Origin of the sequence: Paludibaculum fermentans (assembly GCF_051172195.1) — a bacterium.
Taxonomy (GTDB): domain Bacteria; phylum Acidobacteriota; class Terriglobia; order Bryobacterales; family Bryobacteraceae; genus Paludibaculum; species Paludibaculum fermentans_A.
Map to the genome: position 1 here is coordinate 651681 of NZ_JBPJAQ010000003.1, position 19572 is coordinate 671252.

Below are 19572 nucleotides of genomic sequence, written 5' to 3' on the forward strand. Positions count from 1 at the left end.
CGGGCAGGGGCAGGGTGGAACCCGGCGAGCGGGACTGGTGTCGAATGCAGCGTGATCAGGATTCGCGTGTCCAGTCCGGTGTTGGAAGATCCTGGGTTGCCGCTCAATTGGAAGCTGCAGGCGTGGATGCTGTCGACGCTTTTCTTCTGTCTGCCGTTCTGGGAATTCCCGGGCGGCGAGTTGTGGATGATGTGGCCGCTGCCGCAGTATGCGCTGATTCTCGCGCTGTGCACTGCCCTGATGACGGCGGTCTTCTTCCTGGGGCCGGCGCTGGCGGTTCAGGCTAGCGGTAAGTCCCTGACTGAGGCGGTGGCGTTGTCTGTTGGAACCGTTCCTGCGATGGGGATACGTGTCTGCTGCGTCGGGATGCTGGTCTTGTGGATTGCGGAGCTTCTGGGCCTCGCGCTCTACCTAGTGAACTACGGAAGAGAGCTGATAGATTCGCAGTGGGGTCTCGGTTGTCTGGCAGTGGGTGTGCTCGGTTTTCTCTTCCTGACTGCATGGCAGAGTCCGTTGATCAGCGGTCGGATGGCCTTTCTGTCTACGAAATTGGGCCTGGCGATTCTGCTCGCCGCGCTGTTTCGGGTGCGCGACGGGTGGCCGGCGATTCAGCATGGGTTTGTCAACCAGGGAGAGTACTGGGGCGGAAGCGTGCTGTGGCGCGGCTTCGCGCAGCTGGTCGCCTATTTGGCTCCGCTCGCACTGGTTGCCGCCGCATGGGGCGGCCGAAGCGCAGGACGCAAACAGGTTGTCTATACGGCCGCCTTGGGCTGGATGTTGCCGCTGTTCGTCGCGCTGCTGCTGATTGGTTTGACCAACGTGGCGGTTGGCAGTTCCGAGTTTTACCAGCCCAGCCTGCAGCCGAACGTCGCGATGGCACTCTGGGCGAAGAGCGCCCGGTCCGGTGTGACAGTCCGCGTCCTGATTGCGTCCGTGACCGTGTTTGGCGCCCTGCGATTCTGCATCCGGGGGCTCGCGGACATGACGGCGATCGGTAGCCGCAACGTGCGTATGAAGTGGCTGATGACCGCGGGCTCCATGCTGCTGATCACGGGGCTGACCCTGTACGTGTGGACCGATCAAGTTGACCGGCTCAGGACGGCGCCTTCGCACATCCTGGCGGTGACCGCTGTCGTTCTCACCGCCGACCTGCTAATGCGCCGCTGGAGGAACGCGACTGAGTGCAGGTTCGACTGGGCTGGCTGTCTGGCAGTGGCCGCCGGACTGGCTTCTCCCTGGTATCTTCCCTACTGGTTTGTGGGCTTCCGATATGAATTCTGTCCGCAACAGTCGATTTTGCCTGCTTGCGGAGTTGCGTTTGTGGCCTGCCTGCTGTGCCGGTGCTTCGAGCGGATTCTGGCCACCCGCCGGCCTGGGATTGCATCGCCCTCGCTGCCGTAATCACTTTTCAGCAGCGCCGTCACCTGTTCCAGGGATTCCCCCACAACACGAGCCGGGCGCAGAATATTGCATGGGCGGGGCGCAAGTCCTTCCCTGTTTCATGGCTCCACCGTATTTTCACGGAGCTGATCCGGCGAACACCACGTCGTCGCGGCTGCCGGATCTGAAGAAAGGAGACTATGAAGGAGATTACCCGCTACCTGATCGAGAACTGGCAATTGCTGGTGGTGCCCACCGCTGTTTTTGGCGTGGTGATGGCGGCCGGCATCTTCGTCCGGCGGTTGATCTTCAACCGGTTGCATGCCTGGGCCGGACGCACGAACAGCCATCTCGATGACACTACCCTGCAGTCGCTACACGGGCCATTCCTCTTCTGGATTGCGATTCTTGGATTGCACCTGGCCACACAGTCCGCTGAGGTGCCGCCGAAAGCCTCCGCGCTGCTGGCGAAGATCTTCCTGATCCTATGGATCCTGTCGTTGACCATCGTGTGCTCGCGGCTGGTTGTGCTGGTGATCAAACACAAGGGCAGCAAGCTGTACGGCGCCCTGCCGGTGACTACGCTGACGCAGACGCTGGCGCGCCTGTTCGTGATCAGTTGCGGCGCATTGATCCTGCTGAATACCCTGGGGATCTCCATTACCCCGATCCTGACGGCCCTGGGTGTCGGCGGCCTGGCGGTTGCCCTGGCATTGCAGGATACGCTCTCGAATCTCTTCGCGGGGTTCTACCTCAGCATCGCCGGGCAGGTGCGCGCTGGCGACTACATCAAGCTCAGCTCGGGCGAGGAGGGCTACGTGGCCGATATGGATTGGCGGAGCACGACGTTGCGGGCACTGGCCAACAACTACATCGTGGTGCCCAACGCCCACCTGGCGCGGGCTATCCTTACGAACTATCATTTGCCGGAGACGCGGATGTCGCTGTCGATCCCGGTGAGCGTCAGCTACGACTCCGACCCCGATGTGATCGAGCAGTTGCTGGTGGAGGAAGCCAAGGCAGCGGCCGGGGAGATTCCCGGTTTGCTGGCGGAGCCCTCGCCATTCGTGCGCTTCATTCCTGGGTTCGGACCTTCGTCCCTGGACTTTACCCTGATCTGCCAGGTTGCAGAGTTTGTCGACCAATACTTCGTCCAGCACGAACTGCGCAAGCGGATCTTCCGGCGCTTTCGCCGCGATGGGATTCTCATCCCCTTCCCAACGCGTACCTTGTACATGCAGGAACGGGAGCCGGTCCTGCCCACGCAGGGGGTGAATTCCCACCGCAACGCTGCTTCTGCGTAATCCGAGGGAGGGCGGGCAGTTTCAATAACCGCCCGAGTCGCGCGCGGCTTCGAGCATGGCTACGACGTTCTCGCGCGGCGTGCCGGGTTCCAGAAAGTCCGACGCGGCAAAGATGTACCGGCCGCCTGGTTTACCGATCGACATGACCTGGCGAGTGCGATCGGCGACCTCCGTGGGCGTGGCGGTCTTCAGAAAGTGGATCTGGTCAAGGTTGCCGAGCAGGCAGATTGTGTCCCCCAGTTCCGCCTTGGCCTGCGCCAGGTTGTTGTCGCCGGCTGGCGGTTCCGAGATGGTCTCCCAAAGGGTCATGCCGAGCTCGCGGTAGTTCGGATAGAGCCGCCTGGCGCGGCCGCAGTTGTGGAAGACGGTGAAGGCTCCGGCGGAGTGGATGGCGTCGATCAGGCGCTTTTCGTATTCCTGGATGTACTCACGGAAGAAGGCCGAGCTGACGGTGCCGGCATTGGCGATGTGGCCCTGGATGCCAACGCAGTCGGCACCAGCCTCGACGAGCGCCTGGCAGTATTCGGACTGGGCGTCCGCCATGCGGTCCATCAGGCCGCGATAGCTGGTCTCATCTTCGATTGGTTCCATGAAGAGGGTCTCGCTGCCGCGCAGGTCGGCGGCGAAGTTGAAGACTCCGGCAAAGCCCCAGGGCGCCAGGACTCCGCGATCGCCCAGCAACGCCTGCCAACCGGCGACGGTCTGGCGCATCACCCTGCGCTCTTCGTCGTCCAGGGGCGGCAGGTATTCGAGGAATGCCTCGACGTCTTCCCTCGTTTCGAGAAGGTGTTTCGTCGTCACGCGCATGGCGCCGATGGTGGCCGCACCGATCTCCTCCACGGCCTCTTCCTGAACCAGGGTCCGGTGGGGCGTGGCGATCGTGGTGCGGTAGCGGATGATGCGCCCATCGAATTCTCTGCTGCTGGCGAGCTGCCAGTTCGGATAGCTTCTGCGAAGAAAGTGCGGACGTTGAAACCGATTGTGCTTGGCCATCAGGTCGAAATCCAGCTCATTGGCCAATTCCACGGCATCGGTGACGCGGTCCACTGTGGGGCGGTCCGGATAATACCAGGACAGGTATTGCTCTTGAATGAAGGGGGAGACGGGGACACGGTCAGCGGTTTCGCCGTGCAGCGTGGCGAGCAGTCGCTCTCGCGGGGTCATGCGGTAATTCCTCTGTGGAGAGTATTGCAGAGGCGGGCGTAAGGTGGGTTATGGCAGACCCGGCGGGGCCCGATTATCTACAATCGCTCTGGTAGGGGAGTTCGTATGTTTCTATTTCTGCATGCCGCCGATTTGCACCTGGATAGTCCGCTCACCGGGCTGGCCCGCTATGAGGGATTGCCGGCGGAGGCGATCCGGAACGCTTCGCGGCAGGCGCTGGTGCGGCTGGTGGATTGTGCGGTGGCGCGGCGTGTCCAGTTCGTGATCCTCTCTGGAGACATCTACGACGGGTCGTGGCGCGATGCGGCGACGGGGCTGTTTTTTGCAGGGCAGATGGCCCGGTTGCGCCAGGATGGCATTCCCGTCTACCTGATCCAGGGCAACCACGATGCGGAAAGTGTGATGGCCAAATCCATCCGATTGCCTGACAATGTGTACGCCTTTTCCGGCCGGAAGGCGGGCAGTATGGAAGTGCCTGGTGTGCCGGCAGCCGTACACGGGCAGAGCTTTGTCACCCGCGCAACTGAGGCCAATCTGGCGGCGCAGTATCCGCCGCGGGTGGACGGCCGGTTCAACATTGGGGTGCTCCATACTTCGCTTTCAGGCTTTGAAGGGCACGCGCCCTATGCTCCCTGCTCGCTGGATGACCTGGCGGCGAAAGGGTACGACTACTGGGCACTGGGCCACGTACACAACACGCAGATCCTGTGCCGCGACCCGTATGTCGTGTATCCAGGCAATCTGCAGGGCCGCAACATCCGGGAGACCGGTGCCAAGGGCGCCTATCTGGTGAGTGTCGATGATGCGCTTCGTGTGGAAGAGTGCGCGTTCGTCCCCTTGGGTTCGTTCCAATGGCAGCGTTTGGAGGTGGGCCTGGCCGGATGTGGCGACCTCGCGGAGCTGCATCGTCGATTCGAGGCGTGCCTGCGTGCGGTGGTGGAGTCCGGGGCCGACGATCAGCAGGTGATTGTTCGTGTGCGATTCACAGGCGCCACGACGCTGTATGCGATGTTACCCGGGCAGTCCGACTGGAAGAACGATCTGCGAGCGTTGACTACGGATGTGGGCGCCGGTCGGATCTGGCTGGAAAAGATCGAATTGGACCTAGCCCCGGAGGCAAGGCCGGCGGAACCCACAGGACCCATGGCGGAGTTGGCTGAGGCGCTGCGGCGGGCAGCGGCGGATGAGGAGATCGCGGCCAAAGCCGAATTGCAGCCGCTGCTGCAGAAGCTGCCTGACGAAGTTCGAAACGAGGTTTCGGCCTGGTTGGATCCCACTGGAGCGCGGTATCGCAGCCTGCTGGCTGAGGTGGAGTCGATGCTGCTGTTGAAGCTGACTGGGCAGGGAGGCGGTCAATGAGATTCCAGGCGCTGAATATCCCGGCCTTTGGTCCGTTCACGGGCAAATATCTCGATCTCTCCACCGGCGCAGGCAGGCTGGAGATCATCTATGGGGCCAACGAGGCAGGGAAGTCGTCCCTGCTACGGGCGATCTCGACCCTGCTGTTCGGTTTCGGCCGCAGCACTACGGACGACTTCCTGCATCCGTACGGCGAGCTGCGTGTTGGCGCGACGATCGAGCATGAGGGCCGGATGTTGAGCTGCCTGCGCCGCAAGGGCAACAAGAATACCCTGCGCGACGAAGCTGATTCGGAGTTGGTGACCGAGGATGACCTGCTGGCGGTGGCGCCCATTGCGAGCCAGCAGGTGTTCGAGGTGATGTTCGGGCTCGACGCGGAACGGCTGAAGCGGGGTGGAGACGAACTGCTTGCCGGGCATGGGGAATTCGGGCAGCTTCTCTTCTCCGCCGCGGCTGGTATTGAGGGCTTGCACTCGATTCTCTCCGGGTTGGATGGAGAAGCGTCGGATCTGTTCAAGCCGCGGAGCACCACGGCGAAGATACCCAGGCTGCTGGCCGACTATAACGGGCAGCGGATACGGATGCGCGACGCGCAAGTGACGCCCCGTGAGTTGGACGAATTGCGCGAACGGAAAGAACAGGTTTTGCGGAAGCTCGGCGAGGTGCGCGGCAGCCTCTCGAGACTGTCCGTGGAGAAAGAACGCCTGAGCCGCATCCGGTCTTCCGTCGGCTTGCTGGACGAGCGGCGGCTGGTGCTGAGCCAGTTGGAGCCGCTGGCCTCAGTAGCGCCCCTCCGCGAGCGATTCGCGGCTGAGTATGCAGCCATCCGCCAGGCCCTGACGATGAACGAGGCAGGACGACAGGGTTTGCTGCAGAGGGTGGCGCGCCTGCAGGCGGAGCTCGCGGGGATCGAGTACTCCAAGCCGCTGTTGGCTCACGAGGCGTCGATTGAAGCGCTCTACCAGCGGCTGGGGGCGGAGCAGAAGGCGCAGGCGGATCTGCCAAAGCTGCGGGGCAACGCGAGCGCCATGGAGGCGGAGTTGTTGGCGCTGCTGGCCAATCTGGGCGAGCCGCCGAGCCTGGACGACCTGGCCCGCTTGCAGGTGCCTCCGGCGGAGGCGAAGCTGGCGGCCAGCCTGGCGACAGCGCAGGCCGCATTGAGTGCGAATCTGAGGAACGCGAGCACGCAGGCCGGCGAGCTTGCGGTGGACGTGGATCTCGATGCGGCGCGGCTGGCGGCGCTGGCTCCGCTGAGGCCGGTGGGGGGCCTGGAGCAGGCACTGCGGATCGAAACGCAGCCGGAGGCCAAGCGGCGCGACCAGGCCGCGAAAGTGACGGCACTGGAGGGCCGCATTGCGGAGGAGGCGCGGCTGTTGCCGTGGCCGGGCTCCGTCGATGAACTGCTGCGCGCGGCCTTGCCAGCGGAGGCGACAGTGACCGAGTGGCGGCGTCGTCTCGAAGCGGCTGCCCTGGACAGGCGCGAGGCGGAGAAGGCACACGAGGAAGCGGACCGGGAGCTGGCTCGACACGGGACGAATCTGCGCAGGCTGCAGGGACGCCGGGTGATCGCGACTCTGAACGATTTGACTATGAGCCGGGATCGCAGGCAGCAGGGATGGCAGGCGGTGCGGCAATCCTGGCTGGAAGGCTCCTCGCAGGCCGCGAGGGAGTTCCTGCCGGAGGCCGACGTGGATCCGGCGCTGCTGGCCCAAGCTTATGAAGGCACCGTGGCTAAGGCTGATGCGGTAGCGGATGAACTGCGCGTGAATGCGGACGATGTCGCCCTCATGGCGCAGGCCGAGCAGGAAGTGGGGTTTGCAAGGGAGAAGGTGGCCGCCTGTTCAGAAGAGCTCGCTCGAAAGGACGCGGTGACGCTGGCGCTGCAGGAGGAGTGGTCGGGGCTGTGGCTGCCGTGGGGCGTGCCGGCCTCCGAGCCGTCCCAGATGGCGGAATGGCTGCGCCGCCGGGCCCTGCTGGCAGATCGCGTCCGTGAATTGGACGTATTGCGGTCAGAGCTGGCGCAAGCCGCCGTGGAGGAGGAGGTGGCAACCAGTGAACTGCGCCAGGCGATTGGGCTGGTTTTGGGCGTTACGCCAGAGCCTGGCTCGACGCTGGCCGCACTGCGAAGTCAGGCGACTGCCCTGCTGGAGGAGCAGAAGAAGCTGGCTACCGCTCGCCAGAATCTGGAAGAGCAGCTAGCGGCCGCCCGGAGGCGTTTGGCCGTAGTCCAGCGGAAAGAGAGTGCAGCCCGGGAGGATCTGGCAGCATGGCACGAGCGCTGGAACCAACTCGTCGAACGGCTGAAGTTGCACCAGGACGCCGAGCCCGCGGCGGTTCAGGAATTGCTGCAATTGCGGAGCCAAGTCACGGCCAGGCACAACGAGTACGTCATCACCAGGACGCGCATTGACGGCATCCTGCGGGACAGCGCCAAGTTCGAATCCGACGCCCGGCTCGTGGTGGTGGAGCTTGCAGCGCCGGACACGCTGGGCATGGGCGCGATGGATGCGGTGCGCCACATGTACCAGCAGTTGGCGGCTCATCGCAAGGCCCGCGACCTGGCGGTTTCCAAGCATGGGGATCTAGCGGCGGAGACGGCGAAGTTGGACGATCTGGACAACGAACTGGTGCAGTCGCAGGCTGTACTGAAGTCCATGGTCGAGGAAGCCGGCTGCGCAGCCGACGCGGAGATACCCACGCGGATGGCGGAATGGAGCGCGAAGCAGGCAGCCCAGGCGAGGTTGGGGCAGATTCAGCAGTCCCTGGCCGCGATCGCCGCCGGCCGCACCTTGGAAGCCCTGGAAGAGGAGGCGCGCGGTGTCGAGACGGACGAGATTCCAGGCCGCCTGGAGAGTGTGGAACAGGCGCGTGGCGGGCTCGAGCAGGAGCGAGACGAGCTGATTCGCGAGGATTCCGCCCTCAGCCAGAAACTGGCTGGTTTCGAAGGGCGCACGGATGCACGGGATGCCGCGGCCGACCTGCAGGGTACGCGGGCGGCGTTGTTGGAAGAGTCGGAGAATTATGTGCGCCTCCGGTTGGCCGAACAGGTGCTGCGGAGCGCGATTGACGAGTTCCGCCGGAAGTCGACGGGTAAGCTGCTGGAGCGCTCGTCTCAGATCTTCGCGGCCCTGACCCTGAACTCGTTCGAGGGCCTGAAGCTGGAGTATGGTTCGGACGCCAGGGGGAGTGTGATTCTTGTGGGAGTGCGGCCTGACAGGCGCACGGTGACTGTGGACGGGATGAGCGAAGGCACCCGCGATCAGCTTTATCTGGCCCTGCGCATCGCCAGCCTGGAGGTCTATTTCGAGAAGCATCCGGCCATTCCCTTGATCGCCGACGACATTCTGGTGAATTTCGATGATGCGCGCGCCGCCGCCGCGCTGGGCGCACTCGCTGATCTTGCCCGGCACACGCAGGTGCTGTTGTTTACGCATCACCGGCATATGGTCGAACTGGCCGGGCAGCGCCTGGGGCCGGCGGAGTTCGTCACTTACCGGTTGGAGAGGCTGCAAGCGGCGGGTTGACCAACAGCAGTGAGCGTAGCGTCCCTACTGCCTCCTCGCGGAATCCGGCTGCCTGCTTCAGGGCCAGCACACGCCACAGGGACGAAGTGGCCCGCTGCGGCAGCCTCGTAGCAGTCGAGGACGTAGCGCCGCCAGGCGGGAGCGAGTTACTCGTCCCGCAGTGCGACCATCGGATCGATGCGCGTGGCGCGCCAAACGGGCACCGCAGTGGCGGTGAGCACAGCCAGGATCACCCCGCCGACGGCCGCCGCATAGGTGAATGCATCCGCGGGCTTCACCCCCACCAGCAGGCTCTGCATAACCTTGCCCGATGCCAGCGAGAGCGCGATGCCCACCGCTAAGCCGGCCGCGGCCAGCAGGAGCGCTTTGCCCAGCACCAGACCCGCGACGCTGGACACCGGGGCGCCCAGGGCCATGCGCAGGCCGAGTTCCGGGGTCCGCTGGGCCACCGCGTAGGACATCACTCCGTGAATCCCCGCCATGGCCAGCAGCAGCGCCAAGGCCGCAAAGATCCCAACCAGGAACGTCCGGAAGCGGGGTGCGGAGATCGACTCGGAGACCATTTCCCGCAATGTGGTGAACTTCATGGCAATGCCGGGATTGGTGCGTGACACGGTGGAACGGACGGCCTCAGTGAGCGAGGCAGGCGCAATCGCGGTGCGGATCGCCACCTGGAGCTCGTTGGCGAAATAGGGATGCTGCTGGAACGCCATATAGAGTTCCGGAGCCATTTTGGCGGCTGGAGATTCGCTGCGGATGTCGCCTACCACACCGACGACGGTCATCCACTCGTCGCGATCCAATCCGCACTTGATGCGTTTCCCGAGGGGATCTTCGTTGGGGAACGTTTCGCGCGCCAGGGCCTGGCTGATGATGGCCACCACGGGCGCACTGTATTGATCCCGTTCGCTGAAGTCGCGGCCACGCAGCAGCGGGATGCCGAGCGTGGCAAAGTAGCCGGGGCTGGCCAGGCGGAAACCGGCCTGCGGCATTTTGGCGCCCGGCGCGAAGACGTGTTTGCCTTCCACGGCGTACGATCCATTGGAGCCATACTGCCCGGCTGGCATGCCCATGGCGGCCGAGGCGGATTTCACGCCCGGCAGCACGCTGACTTCCCGCAGGATCTTCTCAAAGGTGCCGGTGGCGCGCTTGTACTCGGCCTCTTCGTTGGCCGGGACGTGGGCGTACATCACCAGGACTCCGTCGGGACGGAAGCCGAGATCAGCGGAGGTGAGCCCGAGGAAGCTCTTCATGAGCAGTCCGGCGCCCAGCGCCAGGACGAACGCGAGCGCGATTTCCGCCGAAGCGAGCGCTCCGCGCAGGCGGTGGGAGCCGCGATTGCCGACGCCCCGTCCACCGCTTCGTTTCAAGGCTTCATTGAGATCCACGCGCGACGCCTGCCAGGCCGGGGCCAGGCTGAACAGGACCGCCGAGAACATTGAGATCAGGGTGGCGAAGACCAGGGTGGTGGTGTCGACATGCACCTCGTTCAAGCGCGGCAGATTCTCCGGGGCCAGGCGTAGCATCGCCTCGGTGCCCAGATAGGCCAGGGCGCAGCCGGCGAGTCCGCCCAACAGGCCCAACACGAGGCTCTCTGTGAGCAACTGGCGGATGATGCGGCCGCGGCCCGCGCCCAGCGCCGCCCGCACCGCCATCTCCCGGACGCGCGTCGTGGCGCGCGCCAGCAGCAGATTGGCCACGTTCGCGCAGGCGATGAGGAGCACCAGGGCGACGGCGCCCATCAGCACCAGCAACATCGTACGCACAGGGCCCACTAATTGATCGCGCATCGGCGCCGTGGTGAAGGTCTTTTTCTTATTCTCGGGATAGGCTGCCGCCAGCCGGGCTCCGATCGCGCCGAGGTCGGCCCGCGCCTGTTCCACGCCCACCGCCGGTTTCAGCTTCGCGGCCACGCGGTAGTTGTAGGCGGTGCGGTTGAGGTTTTCAGGCCGGGCCGGCACGGTGAGCCACAGATTCGACTTGCTGGGGAACTGGTAGGTATACGGCATGACCGCCGCGATCTCGTACGACTTGCCCTCCACGCTGACCGCCCGCCCCAGGGCGTCCCCAGCCCGCCCGAAGTTGCGCTGCGCAAACGACTCGCTCACCGCCACCTGTCCTTCCGCCGGAGCATGTCCAGCGACGGGCGGCGTGCCAAACACGCGGTAAAACCCTTCCTCCACAAACGCGACGCCGGTGAACTCCGCCCGGCCGCTCACCTGAACTCCCATTTCGCCGCCGAAGTAGCGGCTGAGCGCCTCAAACGAACCGGCCTGTTTCCGCACATCCTCCAGATCGCCGCCGGTCATGCGCGGCGTCTCGCGGCCCGACTCCAGCGAGAGCGTGGAGATGCTGACGATGCGCTGCTCATCCGGGAAGGTCAGCGGGGCCAGCAGGACTCCGTGGACGACGCTGAAGATCGCTGTATTGAGTCCGATGCCCGCGCCCAGGGTGGCAACCGCCACCAGCGTGAACCCGGGGCTCTTGCGCAGCCAGCGGATAGCCTGTTTGAGGTCAGTGGAGATCATTCTGTATATTCTCTACGAATAAGTCCTGCCGGAGTTTCCACAAAATTGAGAGGAGGGGCTCCGATCCGCCCGGACGGGGAAAGGAATACAATATTTCAGCATGAGTTCCGAGCAGAACACCGCATTCTCCCGCCGGGGCGCACTGGGCGCGATCTTCGGCACCGCCCTGAGCGCGGAAGTCCTGAAGGCCGCCCCCATTCAGGCCAAAGACCCGATCAAGATTACGAAACTTGAGACCTTCCTGGTCAAGCCGCGCTGGCTTTTCCTGAAGATCCACACCAATGCCGGCATCACCGGTTTGGGCGAACCTATCACTGAAGGCCGTGCGCTCACCTGCCAGGAGGCAGTGAAGGAGATTGAACCTTACCTGATTGGTAAGGATCCGCGCGCCGTCGTGCAGCACTGGCAGGCAATCTACCGCCACGCTTTCTACCGCGGCGGACCGATTCTCACCTCCGCCCTCAGCGGCATCGACCAGGCGTTGTGGGACATCAAGGGCAAGGCCCTGGGCGTGCCGGTTTACGAACTGCTCGGCGGGCCCACCCGGAACCGGGTGCGGGTCTATGCCCACGCCAGCATCGCCAATCCGGCCCGTGTGAAAGAAGCGCTGGCCCAGGGATTCACCGCCTTCAAGACGGGACCACCCCGCCGCCGCAACTTCCCACGCTACATCGAGACCCCCTCTGAGGTCCATTACGCGGCCGAGCGCTTCGCGGAGTTCCGCAAGCTGGTCGGCGAGGACGTCGACATCGGGGTCGATTTCCACGGCGCGGTGAGTCCGGCGCACGCCAAGATGCTGATCAAGGCGCTGGAGCCGTATAATCCGATGTTCATTGAGGAGCCCTGCCAGGCCCAGAACCACGACGTGATGGCCGAGATCGCCCGTTCCACGCACCTGCCCATCGCCACGGGCGAGCGCGTCTTTACCAAGTGGGGCTTCCGCGAAGTGCTGGAAAAGAAGGCGGCTACCGTCCTGCAGCCGGATCTTTGCCACGCCGGCGGCATCACCGAAGTTCGCCTCATTGCAGGTATGGCGGAGGCTTATTACGCCTCCATCGCTCCGCATAACCCGCTGGGCCCTATCTCCCTGGCGGCTGGGGTGCAGATTGCTGCGTCCATTCCGAACTTCCTCATCCAGGAACAGGTGTCGCTCGGAGAGGGGTACATTAAGACACCCTTCAAGGTGCGGGCCGGCTATCTGGATCTGCCCACGGCTCCGGGCCTCGGTGTCGAACTGGATGAAAACGCGCTGGCCGACAAACTGGGCCACGACTGGAAGAATCAGGAAGCGTATGACGCCGACGACGGCAGTGTCGTCGACTGGTAGCGCTCTGCTTCTGAAACTACGCCCCTGGGTGCCTGTTGCGGCGCCTGGGGGCTTTTCTTTTTGGGTTCGCTACAGCTTGAAGAGTTCGCGAAGACGCTTGGTTTGGACCCGGCTCACCGGGATCTCCGTGCCTTTTTTGTCATTCATGCGGAGCTGATAGCTCGACTTGAACCAGGGGATGACCTCGCGGATGTGGTTGATGTTCACCACATAGCCGCGATGGGCGCGCCAGAAGGTAGCCGGATCGAGGCTGGATTGCAGTTCCTCAATCGTCTTGTAGTTCGTCTGGCCTTCGACGGCGGTGGTGACTACGGTGATCAGGCCATCCTCGATGGTGGCGTAAATCAGGTCCGAAGCGTCCACGATGAGGTTCCGGCCGCTGCTCTTGACAAGCAGTTTGGCGCGCGCCACCGGTCCCGGGCCAGAGGCTGTTCCGGCGTTGGCCGTGGTGGGCGCTGGCCCCTGTTCCGGCTCCAGCAGGCTGCGTTTGACGCGCTCGACGGTCTGGGCCAGGCGGTCGCGGTCGACTGGTTTCAGCAGGTAATCCAGAGCCTCCAGGCGGAAGGCTTCCAGCGCATATTGCTCGTAAGCCGTACACAGCACAAAGGCCGGCATGGGCGCCTTGTCCGCCTTCAGCTTGTGGATGACGCCCAGCCCGTCCAGGCCCGGCATCTGGACGTCGAGGAAGACCAGGTCAGGTTCGCACTCCTCGATGCACTGAACCGCCTCAATGCCGTTGCGGGCCGTGCCGACGATCTCGATGTCGGGGAATTCGCGCAGCAGGAACGCCAGTTCGTCCAGGGCGAGCGCTTCGTCGTCCGCCAGGACGGTGGGGATCGCCGGCCCGGATCGTCCGGCAGGCGGCTTGATTGGGACAGGACCGGCCATGAGTCTCCTACTGACAATTTGAACACGCCGCGCGGGCCGTGGTCACCGGGTTGCGGCTTTCAGCTTCTACAGGCGCCTGCGACCGCCAGATGTAGAGCCGTTGACGGCCTGTTTTCAAGGGGATCCGTTGCAGTGCGCGCTCGCCGTCGAGTCCGGCCGCGATGGGCCGGGCATCCACCGGCGGCGACCAGTGAAAGGCGAGTTCCAGATCGTCTTCCAGCAAGATGTGGGTGATGCCGTGAACGGCCGCAAGTTGATGAAATCGCGTGGCGTCCCAGGGCGCCCGGCCCCAACTGTAGACTTTCCTACGGAATCCGGACTGCGTTCCGAACAGCGGGTAATCGGGCGTGATTTGAGTGCCGATCAGCAGCACGGTGGCATCGTCCGGCAGCTTCTGGCAGACCTCTTGAAAGGGAGCGTTGTCGATGCTCATGGCGGGCGGCATCAGCCACCACATCCGTACGAACATGGCCGTTTCCCGCCAGGGATACCAGGCGCTGAAGACCGCCAGGGCGAGCATGGGCCACGCCATCCACTTCCGGCAATGCGTCAACCCCGCCGCCAGCAGCAGCGCCACGCCCGGCAGCAGGAACCGGTCAGGGATCTGGTCGGCCGTCACCCAGCGCAGCGTCAGGACGGGTCCGGCCAGCAGCATGGCTCCGCATAGCCAGGCCGGTTTCCCCGCTCCACGCCAGGCGAGCAGCAGTCCGGCCACAGCCAGCAAGCCCGCCATGGCGAAGCGAGACGGAGGCCAGGTGGGTGGCGGTTGATACAGTGCCGGCCAGCGGACCTCCGCCGTTTCGCTGCGTAGCGGTTGGGCGGCGCCTGTCGAACGAACCCAGGCCTTGGACACCCCGGCCGAACCTGGGAAGTCCATAACGATGCCCGGGGCGCGCTTGAGGATCGTGGTCCATTCCCGTGGTTGACTGCCGTAGAAGCCGCGCATGTCCGCGGGGCCCAGGGCGGAACCATACCAACTCCAGTTGGACAGAAAGAGGAACAGGAGCCCGCAGGCCGCCGCTCCGGAGAGGAACCCTCCGGCGGTTGCCAGCAGTCGCTTCCTTGCGAGAACCAGCACGGCTGGGACCATCGCCAGGGCATACAGCCGCGCATGAATGCACAGCGCCAGCGATACGCCGGTCCAGAAATATGCGGCTGCGGGACTGCCATCCTCCGGCTCCTCTTGCGCCTCCACCAGCCAGTAGGCCGCGGAACAGGCGAAGAGCACGGCCCAGTGATCCGCCTTCAGGTATCGAGCCAGAAATAATCCGACAGGGGCGGCGGCATAGAGCGCCGCTCCTGCTGCCGCGAGCGCGGGCGGCGTTTTCAGCCGCAGTGCCAGCAGCCAGACTGCACCGATCGCCAGGGGGAAGCCCAGGCCGAAGAGCACCCGGCCTGGTGCTTCCAAACGGGTGAAGAGCAGCGGCCAGAAGAAGAACAGTTCGCCCTCGAAGCTCAAGGCGGTCTGGCGCTCGTTCTGCGTCTCCCAGAAGGCGAGCGAATGGTGCTGCAGCCAGTAAGCTGCCCTCGACGCGTGGTACATCTTCTCGTCCCACGTGTGGATGGGCGCCAAGGCGGTAAGACAGAGATTCGAAACGACCAGGACGGCCATCAGGACCGCCGCGGCCAGCACCGCCCGGTTTGCTGTGCGGAACTCCAGCTTAGGCCTGGGCCAGTTTGGGAGGTCCGGGGTCAACCAGTAGAATAGCGCCGCGCAAAGCGCCAATTGCACGCCGAGCCATGCCCAGGGCGTGATCCAGGCTCCCGTTGAAAGCACTTGCGCGATGAGTCCGGGTTGCGCGCCGAATACTACCGCAAAAACGAAAAATCGCGGTGTGAAATCGCTGGCGAAATGTCGGGCGGCCCACACCGCGACAAGAAATGCAAGCAGCAATGAGGCCGTGAGAAGGATCCAGGACATGGGTTCTGAGGCGGGCCGATGAGGCGCAAACGCATCTACGGCTGTTACTATAGCAAGTGGATAGATACGCTTTTCTCAAGCGGTTCCAGCAAGGAGTGTACTCTGTTGTCAATTAATGAAAGTGTCAAGATCGCGCCGGCAGAGGGTAAGCTCGGTGTCCTCATCCCCGGTATTGGCGCGGTTTCTACAACCTTCATTGCAGGTGTGGAAGCCGTCAAGCGCGGTCTGGGACATCCCATTGGTTCGCTCACGCAGATGGCTACGGTTCGGTTGGGTAAGCGGACGGAAGGCCGTTCGCCGTACATCAAGGACTTTGTACCTCTGGCAAGTCTGGACGACCTCGTGTTCGGCGGCTGGGACATCTACGAAGACACAGCGTACGAAGCCGCCTCTAACGCTAAAGTATTGGAATCCTCGCTGCTGGAACAGGTGAAGGAGCCGCTGCAGGCGATCAAGCCGATGAAGGCCGTATTCGAACAGGAATACGTCAAGCTGATCCACGGGCCCAACGTCAAGACGGGCGGCACCAAGTACGACAAAGCTTTAGCCCTGATGGACGACATCAGGAACTTTCAAAAGGACAACAACGTGTCGCGCACCGTCATGATCTGGTGCGGCTCGACCGAAGTTTTCCACAGGCCCTCGGCAGTACACGAGACGCTGGCTTCGTTTGAAGAGGGGATGAAGAACAACGATCCCGAGATCGCACCCTCCCAGATCTATGCCTACGCTGCCCTGATGAGCGGCGTGCCGTTCGCCAATGGCGCCCCGAACCTTACCCACGACATTCCCGCACTTCTTGACCTGGCGAAGGAACGCAACCTGCCCGTCTGCGGCAAGGACTTCAAGACCGGCCAGACCTTCCTGAAGACGCTGCTGGCGCCGGGCTTCAAGGCTAGAATGCTGGGTATCTCCGGCTGGTTCTCGACGAACATCCTGGGCAACCGCGACGGTGAAGTGCTGCACGATCCCGGCAGCTTCAAGACGAAAGAAGAGACGAAGCTGAGCGTGCTGGATCACATCCTGCAGCCCGAGCTTTACCCGATCCTCTACAAGGATCTGTACCACGCGGTTCGCATCAACTACTACCCGCCGCGAGGTGACTCCAAGGAAGGCTGGGACAACATCGACATCTTCGGCTGGCTCGGTTATCCGATGCAGATCAAGGTGGATTTCCTCTGCCGCGACTCCATCCTGGCCGCTCCGCTGGTTCTCGACCTGGTACTGTTCCTCGATCTGGCCCAGCGCGCCGGCATGCGCGGCATCCAGGAATGGCTTTCCTTCTATTTCAAGGCGCCCATGCACGCGCCCGGGCTCTATCCGGAGCACGACATATTCATCCAGCTGATGAAGCTGAAAAACACACTTAGGTGGATGCGCGGAGAAGACCTCATCACGCACCTCGGCCTCGAGTATTACGACTAGGACGGGGATCTGGCAAGAACGATGAGAGTCTTAGTCATCGGTGGTACCCAATTTATCGGCAAGCACCTGGTAGCCGCACTCTGCAAAGAGGGCCACGAGGTAGCGATCCTGCACCGCAAGCCCACGCATGAACTGGGCAAGAAGATTATTAACTTACAGGCCGATCGCAACGACATCACGCAGGTGAAATCCGTGCTGTGCGGACAATCCTACGACGTTGTGTTCGATATGGTCTACGACTGGGAAAAAGGCACTCCGCCGACCGTGGTGGAGGAGACCGCCAAGCTGCTGACCGGGCATGTGGGGCGTTACATCTTCATGTCCAGCGTCTCGGCGTACGGCGACGGCCTGAATCACCACGAAGGCGACGCCCTGGCTCCGGACGATCATCGGGACCGCTATGTTCGTTGCAAGGCGCAAAGCGAACGCGCCTTGTTCCGCCTGCACCAGCGGCATGGCACGCCGGTGGTCACCTTGCGTCCTCCCTGCGTCTATGGCGCCTGCAATCCGTTCTACCGGGAACAGTTCTTCTGGGACCGTGTACGGGATAAGCGGCCCATCATCCTGCCCGGCGACGGCCGCCGCCTGATGCAGTTTGCCTACGTCAAGGACGTGGTCTGGTCCTGTCTGCGGGCCATGGACGCGCCCAATGTTGTTGGCCATGCCTTCAACATCGCCAACGCGCGCCCGCTGACCCAGGCTGAGGTTCTGGATGCTTTGTTTGCCGCTGCCGGCAAAGATACTCCGGTCATCCGCGTACCCCGGGAACGGATCGCCAGGGCCGGCGGACATCCGCTGGGGCCGAATCTCTACTTCGGTATGTATTTCGATCTGCCTCCGGTGACCATGGTGATCAGCAAGGCCCAACGCGTGCTCGGCTTCAAGCCGACCTCGTTCCAGGAAGGCCTGCAGGAAACCTACAAGTGGTACCTGCGCCACCACGCCAAGAAAGGCATCGACTACACTTTCGAAAACCAGTTACTGGCCAAGGAACGCGCCCAACTGGCGAGCTGAAAGCTTTCCAGTTCGAATGTCCGTAGCAGCCCATCCCCGCCGGATGGGCTGTTTCGCGTCAGGCCGCCGGTGTGCTTCGGCTGCCTGATAAGATCGCAGACAGCTATGAATCTGCGTTTCGTCTCCCTCGCCGCTGGCGTCCTGGCCGCGTCTTTATTCGGTTCCCCGGTTGCGTCCGCACAAATTGTGGACCAGTACAATCCGCCCAAAGCCGGCTGCTGCCTGCAGTTCACCGCCCAGGCACTGGCCGACCAGCTCCAGGATTGGAATCAGCTTGGGCGCTACTACGCGGACAACGAGCGGCTGAAGGCGCTGGCGCCCGAATCCGGACGCGTTGTCTTCATGGGCGATTCCATCACGGACGGCTGGAAACTACAGCAGCAGTTCCCCGGCAAACCCTACGTGAACCGCGGCATCAGCGGACAGACGACACAGCAGATGCTGGTCAGGATGTATCCCGATGTGATCGCCCTGAAGCCAGCTGCGATGATCGTGCTGGCAGGCACAAACGACATCGCGCGCAACACCGGTCCCGTCACCCTGGGCATGATCACCGACAATCTCCGCGCGATGACCGTGCTCGCCAAGGCCAGCGGGATCAAAGTGATTCTCTGTTCTGTCATGCCCGTCAGCGACTATACGCAGCGCAAGCAGACGGACAGACGGCCGCCGGCCGATGTCATGAAGCTGAACGCCTGGATGAAGCAGTATGCTGCTGCTGAAGGACTCACCTACGTCGACTACTTCGCGGCGCTGGTGGACGAAAAAGGGTGGCTGAAGGATGGCATCTCTGGCGACGGCCTGCACCCCAATCAGAATGGCTACGACATGATGGCGCCGCTGGCTGAGGCCGGCATCCAGGCGGCTCTCAAGTAAGCCGGAACCGCCACATCTCGCATGCACGAAAATGGGAGCGCTGTTCCTAGTTCCTGGCGGCTGCGGGCTTGACCCGTTCCGGCTGGTTCTCTCCACCCAGGATCTTTTCCAGCAGGTCAGCCTGGCGTTTCCGGATCAGGGTCGGCGGCTGGGGGAAGGCCGGGAAGTCCGCGCGCAGTTGAACCTCGACCTCGTCGAGCAGATTGAGGGCTTCCGTGAGTCGGCCGGCCGCCTCCAGTAGTTCCGCCTTCCTCACTTTCGCCGTATAGTGCGACGGCTGGGCGCTGAGCAGTTCCTCCACCCAGGCCATCGCCTGTGCCGTGTCGCCCAGGATCTCGCTCCAATTCGAGAGAACCAGCAGGCGCGAAGCCTGGTGCGCTGCCTTGTCCTGTGGCGGTTCCTGGCTGATCTCCAGCCGGGCTGCAGTGGCGGAGATCCTCTCGGCCCAGGCGCCCTCGGCCTGTTGCCCCTGCGGGTCGAAGGCAGCGCGCACGCGATAGGAACCCAGCGCCATCTGGCTGGTCTGCTCCGGGCTGAGCACGAACTCGACAGTGACCATGTCCAGGTCCTTCAGCTCCACGCTGTCCGGCTGAATTCGCGGTGATCGCGTCCATTCAGGCGAATGCCCATCGGGCGCATCCAGCGTAATACTCACCGCATCCTGCCACGATCCCTCCTTCAAGGCCAGCCTGGCCGGGTCATCTCCAGCGGCGATGGAGATCGAAACCACCACTGGCCAGCCCGGCTCGATGCGCGCCTGCGCGCCTCCATTCACCGTCAGCCCGATAACCGGGCGTGCAGCGGGCTGGGCCAGTGCGCTGGCCGCCAGGGCCGCGAACAAAATCAGGATCCTCATGTCCGT

General features: G+C 63.5%; 13 protein-coding genes. 8 read left to right on the plus strand and 5 right to left on the minus strand.

Annotated features, from left to right (window positions below):
- Positions 1–51 precede the first annotated feature (51 nt).
- On the plus strand, positions 52–1401 hold the full coding sequence (locus ACR9Y2_RS36605) for a hypothetical protein (RefSeq protein ID WP_435046858.1): 1350 nt from the start codon (positions 52–54) through the stop codon (positions 1399–1401).
- 179 nt (positions 1402–1580) lie between these two features.
- A complete protein-coding gene (locus ACR9Y2_RS36610) occupies positions 1581–2684 on the plus strand; it encodes a mechanosensitive ion channel family protein (protein ID WP_435046859.1) in 1104 nt (367 codons plus the stop codon).
- Positions 2685–2705: 21 nt separating this feature from the next.
- Here ACR9Y2_RS36610 and ACR9Y2_RS36615 read toward each other — a convergent pair whose 3' ends face one another.
- Positions 2706–3848, minus strand: coding sequence for a uroporphyrinogen decarboxylase family protein (locus tag ACR9Y2_RS36615; protein ID WP_435046860.1), 1143 nt, complete (start codon positions 3846–3848; stop codon positions 2706–2708).
- Between the two features lie 105 nt (positions 3849–3953).
- Here ACR9Y2_RS36615 and ACR9Y2_RS36620 point away from each other — a divergent pair, with 105 nt between their 5' ends.
- Together ACR9Y2_RS36620 and ACR9Y2_RS36625 are read left to right on the plus strand one after the other, a co-directional pair.
- The gene (locus ACR9Y2_RS36620; protein WP_435046861.1) at positions 3954–5207 is read left to right on the plus strand and encodes a metallophosphoesterase family protein; all 1254 of its coding nucleotides are present in this window, start codon (positions 3954–3956) and stop codon (positions 5205–5207) included.
- Complete coding sequence (locus ACR9Y2_RS36625; RefSeq protein ID WP_435046862.1) at positions 5204–8731, plus strand: AAA family ATPase; 3528 nt, start codon at positions 5204–5206, stop codon at positions 8729–8731. Before ACR9Y2_RS36620 ends, ACR9Y2_RS36625 begins: the two co-directional genes overlap by 4 nt.
- Positions 8732–8877: 146 nt before the next feature.
- On the opposite strand, the gene ACR9Y2_RS36630 is transcribed toward ACR9Y2_RS36625, so the two are convergent.
- Positions 8878–11259 carry an ABC transporter permease gene (locus tag ACR9Y2_RS36630; RefSeq protein ID WP_435046863.1) on the minus strand — a complete coding sequence of 794 codons (2382 nt, stop codon included), beginning with the start codon at positions 11257–11259 and terminating at the stop codon, positions 8878–8880.
- 100 nt (positions 11260–11359) lie between these two features.
- Between ACR9Y2_RS36630 and dgoD the strand changes: the two genes are divergently transcribed.
- Positions 11360–12586: a galactonate dehydratase gene (gene dgoD, locus ACR9Y2_RS36635; RefSeq protein WP_435046864.1), complete on the plus strand. Its 1227-nt coding sequence runs from the start codon at positions 11360–11362 to the stop codon at positions 12584–12586.
- Positions 12587–12655: 69 nt separating this feature from the next.
- Here dgoD and ACR9Y2_RS36640 read toward each other — a convergent pair whose 3' ends face one another.
- Positions 12656–13474 (minus strand): LytR/AlgR family response regulator transcription factor, encoded by an 819-nt coding sequence (locus tag ACR9Y2_RS36640; protein ID WP_435046865.1) that lies wholly within the window; start codon positions 13472–13474, stop codon positions 12656–12658.
- A gap of 7 nt (positions 13475–13481) precedes the next feature.
- A complete protein-coding gene (locus ACR9Y2_RS36645; protein WP_435046866.1) occupies positions 13482–15395 on the minus strand; it encodes a hypothetical protein in 1914 nt (637 codons plus the stop codon).
- Positions 15396–15497: 102 nt separating this feature from the next.
- Between ACR9Y2_RS36645 and ACR9Y2_RS36650 the strand changes: the two genes are divergently transcribed.
- From ACR9Y2_RS36650 to ACR9Y2_RS36660, 3 genes are all read left to right on the plus strand, one after another.
- Positions 15498–16820 (plus strand): inositol-3-phosphate synthase, encoded by a 1323-nt coding sequence (locus tag ACR9Y2_RS36650; RefSeq protein ID WP_435046910.1) that lies wholly within the window; start codon positions 15498–15500, stop codon positions 16818–16820.
- Between the two features lie 21 nt (positions 16821–16841).
- Positions 16842–17834: an NAD-dependent epimerase/dehydratase family protein gene (locus ACR9Y2_RS36655; RefSeq protein WP_435046867.1), complete on the plus strand. Its 993-nt coding sequence runs from the start codon at positions 16842–16844 to the stop codon at positions 17832–17834.
- Between the two features lie 105 nt (positions 17835–17939).
- Positions 17940–18710 carry an SGNH/GDSL hydrolase family protein gene (locus ACR9Y2_RS36660; RefSeq protein ID WP_435046868.1) on the plus strand — a complete coding sequence of 257 codons (771 nt, stop codon included), beginning with the start codon at positions 17940–17942 and terminating at the stop codon, positions 18708–18710.
- A gap of 46 nt (positions 18711–18756) precedes the next feature.
- Here the strand turns inward: ACR9Y2_RS36660 and ACR9Y2_RS36665 are convergent, their stop codons facing one another.
- The gene (locus tag ACR9Y2_RS36665) at positions 18757–19566 is read right to left on the minus strand and encodes a tetratricopeptide repeat protein (protein WP_435046869.1); all 810 of its coding nucleotides are present in this window, start codon (positions 19564–19566) and stop codon (positions 18757–18759) included.
- Between the last annotated feature and the right edge of the window lie 6 nt (positions 19567–19572).

Coding starts and splice junctions, on each gene's coding strand:
- ACR9Y2_RS36610 (WP_435046859.1), top strand. CDS start 1,581: ATGAAGGAGATTACCCGCTACCTGATCGAGAACTGGCAATTGCTGGTG.
- ACR9Y2_RS36640 (WP_435046865.1), bottom strand. CDS start 13,474: ATGGCCGGTCCTGTCCCAATCAAGCCGCCTGCCGGACGATCCGGGCCG.
- ACR9Y2_RS36620 (WP_435046861.1), top strand. CDS start 3,954: ATGTTTCTATTTCTGCATGCCGCCGATTTGCACCTGGATAGTCCGCTC.
- ACR9Y2_RS36630 (WP_435046863.1), bottom strand. CDS start 11,259: ATGATCTCCACTGACCTCAAACAGGCTATCCGCTGGCTGCGCAAGAGC.
- ACR9Y2_RS36660 (WP_435046868.1), top strand. CDS start 17,940: ATGAATCTGCGTTTCGTCTCCCTCGCCGCTGGCGTCCTGGCCGCGTCT.
- dgoD (WP_435046864.1), top strand. CDS start 11,360: ATGAGTTCCGAGCAGAACACCGCATTCTCCCGCCGGGGCGCACTGGGC.
- ACR9Y2_RS36655 (WP_435046867.1), top strand. CDS start 16,842: ATGAGAGTCTTAGTCATCGGTGGTACCCAATTTATCGGCAAGCACCTG.
- ACR9Y2_RS36615 (WP_435046860.1), bottom strand. CDS start 3,848: ATGACCCCGCGAGAGCGACTGCTCGCCACGCTGCACGGCGAAACCGCT.
- ACR9Y2_RS36665 (WP_435046869.1), bottom strand. CDS start 19,566: ATGAGGATCCTGATTTTGTTCGCGGCCCTGGCGGCCAGCGCACTGGCC.
- ACR9Y2_RS36625 (WP_435046862.1), top strand. CDS start 5,204: ATGAGATTCCAGGCGCTGAATATCCCGGCCTTTGGTCCGTTCACGGGC.
- ACR9Y2_RS36645 (WP_435046866.1), bottom strand. CDS start 15,395: ATGTCCTGGATCCTTCTCACGGCCTCATTGCTGCTTGCATTTCTTGTC.